Source organism: Pseudomonas sp. SORGH_AS_0199 (assembly GCF_031453735.1).
GTDB classification, from domain to species: Bacteria; Pseudomonadota; Gammaproteobacteria; order Pseudomonadales; family Pseudomonadaceae; genus Chryseomonas; species Chryseomonas aestiva.
On sequence record NZ_JAVJAE010000001.1, the window covers coordinates 2299646 to 2313461 of the forward strand.

General features: G+C 67.4%; 14 protein-coding genes. 12 read left to right on the plus strand and 2 right to left on the minus strand.

What is annotated here, in order from left to right; genetic code table 11:
• Window positions 1-83 precede the first annotated feature (83 nt).
• A complete protein-coding gene (locus tag QE444_RS10750; protein WP_263259063.1) occupies window positions 84-1229 on the plus strand; it encodes a serine hydrolase domain-containing protein in 1146 nt (381 codons plus the stop codon).
• A 9-nt stretch (window positions 1230-1238) separates the two neighbouring features.
• Here the strand turns inward: QE444_RS10750 and QE444_RS10755 are convergent, their stop codons facing one another.
• Both QE444_RS10755 and QE444_RS10760 read right to left on the minus strand, forming a co-directional pair.
• A complete protein-coding gene (locus QE444_RS10755; protein WP_263259064.1) occupies window positions 1239-1832 on the minus strand; it encodes an NYN domain-containing protein in 594 nt (197 codons plus the stop codon).
• 225 nt (window positions 1833-2057) lie between these two features.
• Window positions 2058-2477: a hypothetical protein gene (locus tag QE444_RS10760; RefSeq protein ID WP_263259065.1), complete on the minus strand. Its 420-nt coding sequence runs from the start codon at window positions 2475-2477 to the stop codon at window positions 2058-2060.
• Between the two features lie 279 nt (window positions 2478-2756).
• Here QE444_RS10760 and QE444_RS10765 point away from each other — a divergent pair, with 279 nt between their 5' ends.
• From QE444_RS10765 to ltaE, 11 genes are all read left to right on the plus strand, one after another.
• Window positions 2757-3602 carry an OmpA family protein gene (locus QE444_RS10765; protein WP_263259066.1) on the plus strand — a complete coding sequence of 282 codons (846 nt, stop codon included), beginning with the start codon at window positions 2757-2759 and terminating at the stop codon, window positions 3600-3602.
• An 80-nt stretch (window positions 3603-3682) separates the two neighbouring features.
• The gene (pdxH, locus tag QE444_RS10770; RefSeq protein WP_133859559.1) at window positions 3683-4330 is read left to right on the plus strand and encodes a pyridoxamine 5'-phosphate oxidase; all 648 of its coding nucleotides are present in this window, start codon (window positions 3683-3685) and stop codon (window positions 4328-4330) included.
• A gap of 133 nt (window positions 4331-4463) precedes the next feature.
• Window positions 4464-4928 carry a hypothetical protein gene (locus QE444_RS10775; protein WP_133859558.1) on the plus strand — a complete coding sequence of 155 codons (465 nt, stop codon included), beginning with the start codon at window positions 4464-4466 and terminating at the stop codon, window positions 4926-4928.
• Window positions 4929-5114: 186 nt separating this feature from the next.
• Complete coding sequence (locus QE444_RS10780; RefSeq protein ID WP_309738430.1) at window positions 5115-6335, plus strand: aspartate aminotransferase family protein; 1221 nt, start codon at window positions 5115-5117, stop codon at window positions 6333-6335.
• A gap of 62 nt (window positions 6336-6397) precedes the next feature.
• Window positions 6398-7417: an arginine/ornithine succinyltransferase subunit alpha gene (aruF, locus tag QE444_RS10785; protein WP_309738432.1), complete on the plus strand. Its 1020-nt coding sequence runs from the start codon at window positions 6398-6400 to the stop codon at window positions 7415-7417.
• Between the two features lie 26 nt (window positions 7418-7443).
• Window positions 7444-8451 (plus strand): arginine N-succinyltransferase, encoded by a 1008-nt coding sequence (gene astA / locus QE444_RS10790; protein ID WP_273861159.1) that lies wholly within the window; start codon window positions 7444-7446, stop codon window positions 8449-8451.
• 9 nt (window positions 8452-8460) lie between these two features.
• Window positions 8461-9924, plus strand: coding sequence for a succinylglutamate-semialdehyde dehydrogenase (gene astD / locus QE444_RS10795; protein ID WP_309738434.1), 1464 nt, complete (start codon window positions 8461-8463; stop codon window positions 9922-9924).
• Window positions 9921-11282 (plus strand): N-succinylarginine dihydrolase, encoded by a 1362-nt coding sequence (astB, locus tag QE444_RS10800; RefSeq protein ID WP_309738435.1) that lies wholly within the window; start codon window positions 9921-9923, stop codon window positions 11280-11282. Before astD ends, astB begins: the two co-directional genes overlap by 4 nt.
• 14 nt (window positions 11283-11296) lie before the next feature.
• Window positions 11297-11593, plus strand: coding sequence for a GTPase (locus tag QE444_RS10805; RefSeq protein ID WP_133859552.1), 297 nt, complete (start codon window positions 11297-11299; stop codon window positions 11591-11593).
• Window positions 11594-11793: 200 nt separating this feature from the next.
• Entirely contained in the window at window positions 11794-12801 is a 1008-nt protein-coding gene (astE, locus tag QE444_RS10810) for a succinylglutamate desuccinylase (protein WP_309738438.1), read from the plus strand.
• An 11-nt stretch (window positions 12802-12812) separates the two neighbouring features.
• Window positions 12813-13811, plus strand: coding sequence for a low-specificity L-threonine aldolase (ltaE, locus tag QE444_RS10815; RefSeq protein WP_309738440.1), 999 nt, complete (start codon window positions 12813-12815; stop codon window positions 13809-13811).
• The last annotated feature ends 5 nt before the right edge of the window (window positions 13812-13816 follow it).

Consider the following 13816-nt stretch of genomic DNA (forward strand, 5'->3'; position numbering starts at 1 on the left):
AGACACGTCGGACCTTGTAGGAGCGGCCGCATCGGCGGACCGCCATGGCCGCGATACCGAAGAACCACAGCAAGGAAATCCCCATGACCGTCCACGGCTATCACGACCTGAGATTCGAATCCGTCCGCGAGGCCTTCGCCGAGTTGTTGGCCGCCGGCCAGACCCGCGGGGCGGCGCTGTGCGTCCAGGTCGGCAGTGAAACGGTGCTGGATCTCTGGGGCGGCCTGGCCGACAAGGACGGTCAGACGCCCTGGCACACCGATACCCTGCTCAATCTGTTCTCCTGCACCAAGGCCTTCACCGCGGTGGCGGCGCTGCAGCTGGTGGAGGAGGGCAAGCTGGCCCTCGATGCCCCGGTCGCCGAACGCTGGCCGGAATTCGCCGCCGCCGGCAAGGCCGACATTACGCTGCGACAGCTGCTCAGCCACAGATCCGGCGTCTCCGCCTTGCGCGAACGTCTGGCGGGTGACGCCCTGTACGACTGGGACACCATGACCGCCGCGGTCGCCGCGGAGGCACCCTGGTGGACGCCCGGCACTGCCCATGGCTATGCCCCCATCACCTTTGGCTGGCTGCTGGGCGAACTGATCCGCCGCGCCGACGGCCGTGGCCCGGGCGAGGCCATCGTGGCGCGGACCGCCGGGCGCCTGGGCCTGGATTTTCACATCGGCCTGCCGGCCAGCGAAGACGAGCGCGTCGCCCATATCGTACGGGGCAAGGGGGTGCTGGGCGATGCCGCCGCGCAGGGTCTGCTCAAGACCACCATGAGCGATCCAGGCGCCTTGCCGACCCTGGCCTTCGGCAATCCATCCGGGGTGCTCACCAGCACCAACAAGGCCGAGTGGCGCCGCTTCCAGCAGCCGGCCGCCAACGGCCATGGCCATGCACGCAGCCTGGCGGGCTTCTATGCCGGTCTGCTGGCCGGCGATCTGCTGGAGTGGGAAACCCTGAGCGAGGCCCTGCGCGAGCACAGTCAGGGCGAAGACCGTACGCTCTTGACGCCGACCCGCTTCGGACTGGGTTTCATGCTCGACCAGCCGGACCAGGCCAATGCCACCTATGGCCTTGGCTCCCAGGCCTTCGGCCATCCGGGGGCGGGCGGCTCGACCGGCTTTGCCGATCCGGAACGCGAGGTGGCCTTCGGCTTCGTCACCAATACCCTTGGCCCCTATGTGCTGATGGATCCGCGCGCCCAGGCCCTGGCGCGCGCGGTAGGGGAGTGCCTCTAGGGCGGTCGGCTAGCGGGCGATGGCCACCTCGATGTCCTTGAATTCGATCACCCGGACATAGGGCGCGATCTCGCCGCTGATGGAGAAGTGCGCGCCGATCACCGTGACCTCGACCCCTTCGTTTTCCACCAGGTACTGCACCACCTCGTGGAAATCGCCGTCGCCCGCCACCAGGTAGAGCTTCTTCCAGCCGCGCTTGGCATGGGAGCGCATCAGGTTGAAGGCCAGGCCGACATCCACGCCTTTCTGGCTCTTGGTGGTGTACTGCTCGCCGGTTACCGGATGCAGGATCGGCCCGCCACCTACGGAGGCAGGCCATTCGTGGGCCTTGCTCTGCAGCCAGTACAGCTTGACCCTCAGACCGGCGCCCTTGGGTGGGGCCGAGCTCAAGAACTTGTTGAAGCCGGTCTGGGCGATGGTGGGTGGGTCGCTATCGCAGTTGAAGTAGTAGGCGTCGCCTATGGGTTCGCCCGCATCCTCTTCAATGAAGAGCCGTAGCTTGAGATAGTCGAATTTCGCGCCATAGACCGAACCATTCCAGGCGCTCAGGGCATAGGCACCGTCGACAAACCAGGCGACGCCCGTTCGAGTTGTAGTTGCCATCGTATTGCAGGGACCAGGTTTTTTTACCGTTGATGGGCGCACACCCGCACGCGGGATACGCGGCGCCTATTGTGGGCTTAATTCCCGGTTTGCGCCTCAGGTAACGAGAGGGGATTGCAAACGCCGCGATCTAGAGCGTCCGTCCGGGCGCGAAAGTGGCCCTGGACGGCGAAGGCCGACCGGCTGATCGACCCCTGCCAGGTCGCTGGCGCTGGAGGCCGATGGTCAGGTCGCCGCGGCTTCACGCCCGTCATTGGCATGGGGGGCATCGATGATCAGGGCGCTCTGCAGCAGGCGAATGCGCGGCGCCACGTGGTAGGCGCCATCGTCATCATGCCGCAGGTAAAGACGCTCGCAGCCCAGACACCGCCATACCGTGCTCTGGTTGTAGGGATAGAAGCGGGGCGCGATGGGGGCGTCAGCTGACCAGTAGTGAGTACCCGCCGGGTGGTACTCCGCGATGATGGCATCCTCGGGTGCGTGACGCGCCAGGGTGCCGATCTGCGCGAAATCCGTTTCCCGGTAGCCCACCGGCCAGGCCGCCCATCCCGCCAGATCCCGCCGCAGACAGCGACAATCCCGGGTAATGGCAGCGGCGCTGGCAGCCAGACGCTCCAGGGTCGCGACATCGATGAGTCCTTCCATGCGCTAGCCTCCTGGCGGGTAGCCATGCCTTGAACAGAACCTTTGCTCGCCGCCAACCCATCAGCAGCGCCCTGGCGGCGGTTCGCCTGGATTTTCCTTCGCTCGCTGCCCGTGGCACTGCCACTGGTCGGCACGGACGCAAATTTCGTGACTCCACCGCTTTGCCCGGCGTAGGTTTGCGGCCACAATCTCGAAACTACTTTAAGTTCACTCATGCCGCCGGCTCTGGCCGGGGCATTGATTCACTCTGTCCTCCGGCTCGCCGATGGGAAACTTTGCATGAAGCTGATCAAATCCACCACCCTCATTCTCTGCATGGGCGTATCCGCCTGCAGCTCCTTCCAGAGCACTGGCGACCAGGCGGCCGCGCCCGCCAAGCCGGGCAATGCCCAGGCCAGCACCGCCGCCAGCGGCAGCCACTGGTGGTGGCCGTTCGGTGGTGGCGACCAGGCGGCCGAGTCGGCCAAGCCGGTAGCCAAGGCGGCCGAGCCCAAGGCCGAAGCCAAGGTCACGGCGAAGGCGCCCGCCGCCAAGCCCGAACAGGCCGCTGCGGCAGGCGAGAAGGGCAGTCGCTGGTGGTGGCCCTTCGGCAGCGAAGACGTGAAGCCCCTGGCCAAGGCGGAAGTGCTCAAGCCGGTACCGGTCAAGGTCAGCAAGGCCTGGCTGGATGAACACGAGCAGAAGCTGCGCGTCGCCGTGGCCGGCAGCAACGTCAAGGTCGAGCGTCGCGACGACGCCCTGGTACTGATCACGCCGGTGGACAGCTCCTTCAACCCGGATCGCGCCGAGATGCTGCTGCCGGTGATGCTCGGCCCGCTGTCCCGCTCGGCCAAGTCGGTGAGCGTGGATGAAGACAGCGCCGTCATCGTGCTCGGTTTCAGCGACAGCACCGGCGCCGCCGCGCTCAACGACAAGATCAGCCTGCAACGCGCCCAGGCCGTGGCGGCGATCTTCCGTCTCAGCGGCTACAGCGGCAATCGCCTGATCGTGCGCGGTCTGGCCGCCGCCCATCCGCGTGCCGACAACACCACCGCCGCCGGTCGTGCCGTCAACCGCCGCGTCGAGGTACTGATCCAGCCGCGCGCCACCGTGCTGGCCAGCCTGCAGTCGCTGGCGGCGCGCTAGCTACAAAGCTTGTCCTGAAGCAGGCGAGCCGGGCGGGACTTGGTTAAGCTAGGTCGATACCGACCTAGCAGGAGACTTCCATGTCACCGTCCCTCGCCGATATGCGTCGCGACTACACCCGCGACGGCCTGACCGAAGCCCAGGCGCCCGCCGATCCCTATGCCCTGTTCGGGCAGTGGTTCGAAGAGGCGGTGCGTACCGAGCAGCCTCCGGTCGAAGCCAATGCCTGCTGGCTGGCCACCGTCGATGACGAAGGCCAGCCCCACTGCCGCGTGCTGTTGCTCAAGGGCGTCGATGCCCAGGGCTTCGTCTTCTATACCAATTACGACAGCGCCAAGGGGCAGCAGATGGCCGCGCAACCGCGGGCGGCCATGACCTTCTTCTGGCCGGCACTGGAGCGCCAGGTGCGGATCGAGGGCCGGGTGGAACAGGTGTCCGCCGAAGAATCCGATGCCTACTACCGGGTCCGTCCACTGGGCAGTCGCCTGGGTGCCTGGGCCTCGCCGCAGAGCCAGGCCATCGCCGATCGTCACGAGCTGGAGCAGCGTCTGGCCGAGGTGCAGCAGCGCTTCGCCGACGGTGATCCCAGCCGGCCGCCGTTCTGGGGTGGCTATCGCCTCAAGCCCCAGCGCATCGAATTCTGGCAGGGGCGCTCCAGCCGCCTCCACGATCGGCTGGATTACCAGCGCGTAGAGGGTGGCTGGCAGCGCCAGCGCCTGGCTCCTTAAGGCGTTCGCAAGGTGCCGAGGTTACAGTCGCCGGAAACCTCCCCGGACGCCCTGGGTCAAGGATAATAGCGATCTGCGCGCGTACCGCTGCCCGGTACGGCCAGTGTCTTTCAACTGCCCCTGGAGTTGCCCCATGAACAGAGTCCTTCAGCTCGCCGCTTCCCTGACCGCCGTCGCCCTGCTGGCCGGCTGCGCCTCCGATCAGTCCGGCGACGTCTATTCGCGCGATGAGGCCCGGCAGGTGCAGACGGTCCGTACCGGTACCATCACCGCCCTGCGTCCGGTCACCATTGAGGGCACCAAGTCGCCCGTCGGCGCCGGTGCTGGTGCCGTGGTCGGTGGCATTGGCGGTAGCGCCATTGGCGGCGGGCGTGGCAGCTTCGTCACCGCCATCATCGGTGCTGTAGCCGGCGGTCTGCTGGGTGCGGCCACCGAAGAAGGCTTCACCAAGGCCAGCGGTGTCGAGATCACCGTGAAGGAAGACGACGGCGGCTCCCGTGCCTATGTGCAGGCGGTCAACAAGGGCGAGATGTTCCGCGTCGGCGAGCGGGTGCGCATCATGACCGTCAACGGCACCAGCCGCGTCGCGCCCAACTGATCTTTCGGACGTATCCGAAGGTACGTCCTCGCCCTTCCAGAGCGGGTGTCCGAATCGCTAGACTGCGAGTCGGACGCCCGTTTGCGTTTTCGCCCGTAAATAGTTGTCGCCTGGGCGCAATGCCGCGCCTGGAGGTCGTCCTACAATCCCCCTCAGTCACCGCCGTGATCGGCAGGAGAAATCCCGATGTCCGCTTCTCAACCCAACGTGCAACGCGCCGCCTTCGATGAGGTGATGGTCCCGACCTACGCCCCCGCCGCGTTCATTCCGGTGCGAGGAGAGGGTTCCCGCGTCTGGGATCAGGCCGATCGCGAATACGTCGACTTCGCCGGCGGCATCGCCGTCAGTGCCCTGGGCCATGGCCATCCCGCGCTGATCAAGGCCCTGACCGAGCAGGCCGGCAAGCTCTGGCACGTGTCCAACATCTACACCAACGAGCCTGCCCTGCGCCTGGCGCGCAAGCTGGTGGACCATACCTTCGCCGACCGGGTGTTCTTCGCCAACTCCGGCGCCGAAGCCAACGAGGCGGCCTGCAAGCTGGCCCGTCGCTATGGTCACGACGTCAGCGGCGGCAGTCGCTACGAGATCGTCGCTGCCACCAACAGCTTCCACGGCCGGACCCTGTTCACCGTCAGCGTCGGCGGGCAGCCGAAGTATTCCGATGGCTTCGGTCCCAAGATCGAAGGCATCCGCCACGTGCCCTACAACGACCTGGCCGCCCTCGAAGCCGTGGTGTCGGACAAGACCTGCGCGGTCATCCTCGAACCCATCCAGGGCGAGGGCGGCGTGCTGCCGGCCGACCAGGCCTACCTGGAAGGCGCCCGTCGCCTGTGCGACGCCCATGGCGCCCTGCTGATCTTCGACGAGGTGCAGAGCGGGGTCGGTCGCAGCGGTCATCTCTACGCCTACCAGCACTATGGCGTGGTGCCGGACATCCTCACCACCGCCAAGAGCATCGGCGGCGGTTTCCCGCTGGCAGCCATGCTGACCACCGAGAAGGTCGCCCAGCACTTCAGCGCCGGCGTGCACGGCAGCACCTATGGCGGCAACCCGCTGGGCTGCGCCGTGGGCGCCGCGCTGCTGGACATCGTCGCCACCCCGGAAACCCTGGACGGTGTCGCCGCGCGCCATCAGCGCTTTGTCGCCGGTCTGGAGCAGCTCAACGCCCGCTACCACCTGTTCCAGCAGATCCGCGGTCTGGGCCTGCTGATCGGCGCGGTGCTCAACGACAGCTGGAAGGGGCGCGCCAAGGACATCGTCACCGCCGCCAACGAGGAAGGCCTGATGATCCTGCAGGCCGGCCCGGACGTGCTGCGCATGGCGCCAAGCCTGATCATCGCCGAGACCGATATCGACGAAGGCCTGGCCCGCCTGGATCGCGCCCTGGCGCGACTCACCCAAGGCTAATCTCCGGACGCGGGACGCGTACCGCTGGCATCCAGGGATGGATCCGTACACAAGGAGTTCTCATGCTGGTAATGCGCCCTGCGCGCGCGGCGGATCTGCCCCTGGTCCAGCGGCTCGCCGCGGATAGCCCGGTTGGCGTCACCTCGCTGCCCGACAACCCCGAGCGGTTGCGCGACAAGATCCGCACCTCGGAGTCGTCGCTGGCGGCCGAGGTGGGCTTTCATGGCGAGGAGAGCTATTTCTTCGTGCTCGAAGACACCCGCAGCGGCGAGTTGCTGGGCTGTTCGGCCATCGTTGCCTCGGCCGGATTCTCCGAGCCCTTCTACAGCTTTCGCAACGAGACTTTCATCCACGCCTCGCGCGAGCTGAAGATCCACAACAAGGTCCATGTGCTGTCGCTCTGTCACGACCTGACCGGCAACAGCGTGCTGAGCAGCTTCTACATCCAGCGTCCGCTGCTCGACACCCCTCACGCCGAACTTAACTCCCGCGCCCGCCTGCTGTTCATGGCCGCCCACCCGGCGCGCTTCGCCGAGACGGTGGTGGTGGAAATCGTCGGGCTGGCGGACGACGACGGCGAATCGCCGTTCTGGAACGGGGTAGGGCGCAATTTCTTCGACATGGACTACGCCGCCGCCGAGCGCCTGTCCGGGCAGAAGAGTCGTACCTTTCTGGCCGAACTGATGCCGACCTATCCGCTCTATGTGCCCCTGCTGCCCGACAGCGCCCAGGAAGCCATGGGCCAGGTGCATCCCCGTGCCCAGATCACCTTCGACATCCTCAGCCGTGAAGGCTTCGAGACCGACAACTACATCGACATCTTCGATGGCGGTCCGACCCTGCACGCCCGCACCACGGCCATCCGCTCCATCGCCGAGAGCCGCCTGGCGCCGGTGAGCGAAGGTACCCCGGCCGGCGATGAGGCACCCTGGTTCCTGGTCGCCAATGACGGCCTGGAAAATTTCCGGGCGCTGGCCACGCCGCTGCGCTGGACGCCTGGCGAAGCCGTCGTCCTTTCCCCCGAGCAGATCGCCACCCTGGAGATCGCCGAAGGCGACCGGGTTCGTCTGGTAGCGCTGTAGCCGACCCTAGCGTCTTTGGAGGTCCGATGATCGTCCGTCCCGTCACCCGTGCCGATGTGCCCGCGCTGCTGCAGCTGGCGCAGGCAGCCGGCGCCGGTCTCACCACCCTGCCGGCCAGTGAAGAACGCCTGGCGCAGCGGGTGGAAAATGCCGAGCGCAGCTTTCTGCGTCAGGTCGAATCCGCCGATGCGGACTACCTGTTCGTCCTGGAAGAGGACGACGAAGTCATCGGCATCGCCGGGATCGCCGCCGCCCTGGGCCTGCGCGAGCCCTGGTACAACTACCGGGTCGGCCTGACGGTGAGCGCCTCGCGCGAACTGGACATCCACCGGCAGATCCCCACGCTGTTCCTGGCCAACGACATGACCGGCAGCTCCGAACTCTGCTCGCTGTTCCTGCGCGCCGATCGGCGCGGTGGCGCGTCCGGGCGCCTGCTGTCCAAGTCCCGCTTCCTGTTCATCGCCGAATTCCGCGAGTTGTTCGCCGAGCGCATCATCGCCGAATTGCGCGGCATGTCCGATGACCAGGGCCGGTCACCCTTCTGGGAAGCCCTGGGCCGGCACTTCTTCAAGATGGAATTCTCCCAGGCGGACTACCTCACCGGCATCGGCAATCGCGGCTTCATCGCCGAGCTGATGCCACGCTTTCCGCTGTACACCTGCTTCCTGTCGCCGGAAGCGCGTCAGGTGATCGGCCGGGTACATCCGGACACCGAGGCGGCGCGCCGGCTGCTGGAGGCCGAGGGCTTCAACTACCAGGGCTACGTCGACATCTTCGACGCAGGTCCGACCGTCGAGGCCGAGACCGCCAAGGTGCGCGCGATCCGCGACAGCCAGCGCCTGGTACTGGCGGTGGGCACACCGGGCGACGATGCCGAGGTCTATCTGATCCACAACCGCAAATGCCAGGACTGCCGCATTACCAGTGCCCGCGCGCGCCTGGCGTCCGGCACCCTGGTGGTCGATCTGGCCACCGCCCGCGAACTGCGGCTGATGGCCGGCGCCCAGGTGCGCGCCGTGCGCCTGATGCCCTGAGGAGCGCTCATGGATAGCCTCTATATCGCTGGTCAGTGGCGCCCCGGGCGCGGCGAGACCTTCACTTCGCTCGACCCCTACGCCGGTACCGCGCTGTGGCAGGGCGCGGCCGCGGACGCAGCGGACGTCGACCAGGCGATCGCCGCGGCGCGCCAGGCCTTTCCCGCCTGGGAAAGACGTGGCCAGGCCGCGCGCCTGGAGATCCTGCAGGCCTTCGCCCAAGCGCTGCAGCAACGCCGCGCCGCGCTGACCCGGGCCTTGGCCGAGGAAACCGGCAAACCGCTGTGGGAAGCCGATACCGAGCTCGGCAGCATGATCGCCAAGGTGGCCATCTCGGCCCAGGCCGAAGCGGCCCGTAGCGGCGAGCGTTCGGCTAGCGTGGCGGACGCCCGCAGCGTCACGCGCCATCGACCGCATGGCGTCCTGGCGGTCTTCGGTCCCTACAATTTCCCCGGCCATCTGCCCAATGGCCATATCGTCCCGGCGCTGCTGGCTGGCAACACGGTGGTGTTCAAGCCCAGCGAGCTGACGCCGCGTTTCGCCGCCCTAACCCTGGAATGCTGGATCGCCGCCGGGCTGCCGGCCGGGGTGCTCAATCTCGTGCAGGGCGGTCGGACCACCGGCGAGGCCCTGGCCGCGCATCGGGGCCTGGACGGCATCCTCTTCACCGGCTCCAGCGCCACCGGTGCGGCACTGCATCGTCTCAACGCGGACCGTCCGCAGCGACTGCTGGCGCTGGAGATGGGCGGCAACAATCCCCTGGTGGTGGCGCCGGTGGCCGATCTGGATGCCGCTGTGGTGACCATCGTCCAGTCGGCGTTCCTCTCCGCCGGGCAGCGCTGCACCTGTGCCCGCCGCCTGCTCGTCCCCCAGGGGGCCTGGGGCGATGCCCTGCTGGCGCGCCTGGTGAGTGTCAGTGCCGGGCTCAGCACCGGTCCCTTCGACGCCGATCCGGCGCCCTTCATGGGCACCGTCATCTCCCTCGCCGCTGCCCAGGCCCTGCTGCAGACTCAGGCCCAGCGCCTGGCGCAGGGTGGCCGGGCACTGCTGGAGTTGCGGCAGCCGGCGCCCCAGCGAGCGCTGCTCACGCCGGGGATCATCGAGGTGTCGGGGATCGCCGACCTGCCCGATGAAGAGGTCTTCGGGCCGCTGTTGCAGGTCCAGCGCTATGGCGACTTCGACGAGGCGCTGGCGCTTGCCAACGCCACTCGCTTTGGCCTGGCGGCCGGCCTGCTGGCCGACGATCCGGCCCTCTACGAACGCTTCTGGCAGGGGGTGCGTGCCGGCATCGTCAACTGGAACCGGCCCCTGACCGGGGCGGCCAGTGCCGCACCCTTCGGCGGCGTCGGTGCCTCGGGCAACCATCGACCCAGCGCCTATTACGCCGCGGACTACTGCGCCTTCCCGGTCGCCTCGCTGGAAAGCGACGCCCTGACCCTGCCTAGCCAACTGCCTCCAGGACTACAGCTATGAGTCAACTCGCCCCAGCCGCGCGGGAGGTCAATTTCGACGGCCTGGTCGGTCCGACCCACAACTATGCCGGCCTGTCCTACGGCAACGTGGCGTCCCAGGCCAGCAAGCAGCAGTGCTCGAATCCGCGCGAGGCCGCGCGCCAGGGCCTGGCCAAGATGCAGGCGCTGATGGAGCTGGGTTTCGAGCAGGGTGTGCTCGCCCCTCATGAAAGACCCGACATCGCCTCGCTGCGCCGCCTCGGGTTCGCCGGCAGCGATGCCCAGGTGCTGGAGAGTGCGGCGCGCGAAGCCTTGCCGCTGCTGCTCTCCGCCAGTTCCGCCTCGGCCATGTGGACAGCCAACGCCGCCACCGTCAGCCCCAGCGCCGACACCCGCGACGGCCGCGTGCATTTCACCCCAGCCAACCTGGCCTGCAAGTTTCACCGCAGCCTCGAACCCAGCACCACGGCGCGCATCCTCCAGGCGATGTTTCGCGATCCCGCGCGTTTCCAGCACCATGCGCCGCTGCCCTCGGTGGCCCAGTTCGGTGACGAGGGCGCGGCCAACCACACCCGCTTCAGTCGCGACCACGGCGCCCCGGGCGTGGAATTCTTCGTCTTCGGTCGCAGCGCCTTCGATCCGCGCTATCCCGAGCCCCATCGCTATCCGGCGCGGCAGACCCTGGAAGCCTCCCAGGCCATCGCCCGTCTGCATGGCCTGAGCGAGGAGGGCGTGGTGTTCGCCCAGCAGAATCCGGCGGTGGTGGACCAGGGCGTCTTCCACAACGACGTCATCTCGGTGGGCAACGCCCAGGTGCTGTTCCACCATGAGGATGCCTTCCTCGACAGCGATCGCGTGCTCGACGAATTGCAAACCAAGCTCGCCCGACGCGGTGCCACCTTGCAACGCCTCTGCGTGCGGCGCAGCGAGATCAGCGTCGGTGACGCCGTGCGCTCCTATCTGTTCAACAGCCAGCTGCTGGATCGACCAGGGCAGGGCGCATTGCTGGTGGTGCCCGACGAGTGCCGACAGAATCCGCTGGTCTGGGACTATCTGCAGGCCCAGGTCGGCGGCGCAGGCCCGCTGGATGAGGTCAAGGTCTTCGATCTCAAGCAGAGCATGCAGAACGGCGGTGGCCCCGCCTGCCTGCGCCTGCGCGTGGCGCTCACCGCGGACGAGCTGGTCGCGGTGAATCCGGGGGTGCGCTTCACCCCGGCGCTGCATGCCCAACTGCTCGACTGGGTGGATCGCCACTACCGCGACCGCCTGACACCTGCGGATCTCGCCGATCCCCAGTTGCTGGGCGAAGTCCGCACCGCCCTCGACGAGTTGACCCAGTTGCTGGGTCTCGGCTCGGTCTATCCCTTTCAATTGCCCTGACCTCCGGAGCCCCCATGAGCCACCTTCTCGATCTCATCCTCGAACCCACCGCCGACGAGCAGCAGACGCTGCAGGTCCAGCGCCTGGCCATCCGCCTGGCCGGTCGCGACCTCTGGCTGGAAGCCGATGGCAGCGGCGGTCTCAACATCTTCGCCGACTCCCAGGATGATGAGGAGCAGACCCCGGTCCTGGTGCTGCGTCCCCAGGCGCTCAATGCCCTGGGCCTGTCCATCGCCCTGGAGACCTTCGCCGACGAAGGCGATGAGAATCACGTGCATGACGCCGATTGCGGTTGCGGCCACGATCATTGAGTATCTAGTGTGGTGTTCCGGAAGTTCGCGCAAGAATTGGCGAGTGATTTTTGTCTCCGGGCAAGGCGCCGCGACGAGTCATAGCAGGGCTATGGCGAGGAGGGGCAACGTCGCTTGGGGACAAAAAGCGCCGCCAAAATTGTGTAGACAACTTCTGAAGCGCCACACTAGCCCCGACACGTCGCTCAGCGGAGTAGAGCATGCCTGCATCTGAACGTTATCGGTTGGCGCTTGGCCGCCTGCTGGACCTGACCCTGGCCGGCCGCGAGCCGACCGAGAAGATTCAACTGACTGCCGACGGCACCCGTCTCCACTGGTTGACCGAAGGCGTGCTGGAAGTCACCCCGCCGGTGGCGCGCGACAACCGCATGGACCTGCTGCTCTCCGCGGGTATCCATGGCAACGAGACGGCGCCCATGGAGCTGCTCGACGCGTTGCTCAGCGGCATCGCCAGCGGCGCCCTGCGTCCCGCCTGCCGTCTGCTGTTCATGTACGGCAATCCCGACGCCATGCGTCGAGGCACCCGTTATGTCGAGCAGGATCTGAATCGCCTCTTCAATGGCCGCCATGCCCAGGCCGAGGGCTCCGAGGCGCAACGCGCCAACGACCTGGAACGCCTGTCCGCGCAGTTCTTCAGCAAGCCCGATCGGGCGCGCCTGCATTACGACCTGCACACCGCGCTGCGCGCCTCGGCGCTGCCGCGCTTCGCCCTCTATCCCTGGAGCGCCGGGCGCGAGCATTCGGAAGCCGAGCTGCAGCGCCTCGAAGCCGCCGGCATCGAGGCCGTGCTGCTCTACGACAAGCCGGGCATCACCTTCAGCGCCTACACCTACGCCGAATGCCAGGCCGAGGCCCTGACCCTGGAACTGGGCCAGGCACGGCCCTTCGGCGAGAACAGCGAACTCGACCTGAGTCGCCTGCGCCTGCTGCTGGAAGCCCTGGTCGAGGGCCGCGAAGCCGAGCTGCCGCCAGCGGATTCCTCGCTGCTGAGATTCCGTGTGGCGCGCCAGGTGTACAAGTCCAGTCCGCGCTTCCAGTTGCACCTGGCCGACGACGTTGCCAACTTCTCGCCGCTGCGCCAGGGCTCGCTGCTGGCCGAAGACGGCAGCGAGCGCTGGATCGTCGACGAAGCCGAGGCGCGCATCATCTTCCCCAATCCCAAGGTCGCCGTCGGCCTGCGGGCCGGACTCATCGTGGTCCCCGCATAAGGAGCTAACGCTTGATCGATCTGCGCAGCGACACCGTCACCCAGCCCACGCCGGCCATGCGCCAGGCCATGCTGGCCGCCGAACTCGGCGATGACGTCTACGGCGAAGACCCCACGGTCACTCGCCTGGAGCAACGTCTGGCAGGCGATCTCGGTCTGGAAGCAGGACTCTTCGTGCCCAGCGGTACCATGAGCAACCTGCTCGGCCTGCTGGCGCACTGCGAGCGGGGCGACGAATACCTGGTCGGCCAGCAGGCCCATACCTACAAGTACGAGGGCGGCGGCGCCGCCGTGCTCGGTTCCATCCAGCCGCAGCCCATCGAGATGGCCGCCGACGGCAGTCTCGACCTCGACCTGGTGCGCAGCTACATCAAGGCCGATGACTTCCATTTCGCCCGCACCCGGCTGCTGGCGCTGGAAAACACCATGCACGGCAAGGTCCTGCCACTGGCCTATCTGGCGGCGGCGCGGGCCTTCACCCGGGAGCACGGCCTGGCCCTGCACCTGGATGGCGCGCGGCTGTACAACGCCGCGGTCAAGCTCGGCGTACCGGTGCGCGAGATCAGCCAGCATTTCGACTCGGTGTCGGTCTGCCTGTCCAAGGGCCTCGGCGCCCCGGTGGGTTCGGTGCTCTGCGGCGAGGCCGCGCTCATCGCCAAGGCGCGGCGCTGGCGCAAGGTGGTGGGCGGTGGCATGCGCCAGGCTGGCATCCTCGCGGCCGCCGGCCTGCATGTCCTCGATCACCAGGTCGAGCGGCTGGCCGAGGACCACGCCCACGCGGCGCAACTCGGCACCGCCCTGGCCGAGCTCGGCTATCAGGTGGAGCCGGTGCAGACCAACATGGTCTATCTCGCCCTGGGCGACGAGGCGCCCGCGCTGCATGCCTTCCTGGCCGAGCGTGGCATCCGCATCAGTCCGGCAGCACGCCTGCGGCTGGTCACCCATCTGGACGTCAGCGCCGCCGATATCGAGACGGTTATCGCCGCTTTCTCCGCCTACCGCCGCCGCTAAGTCTT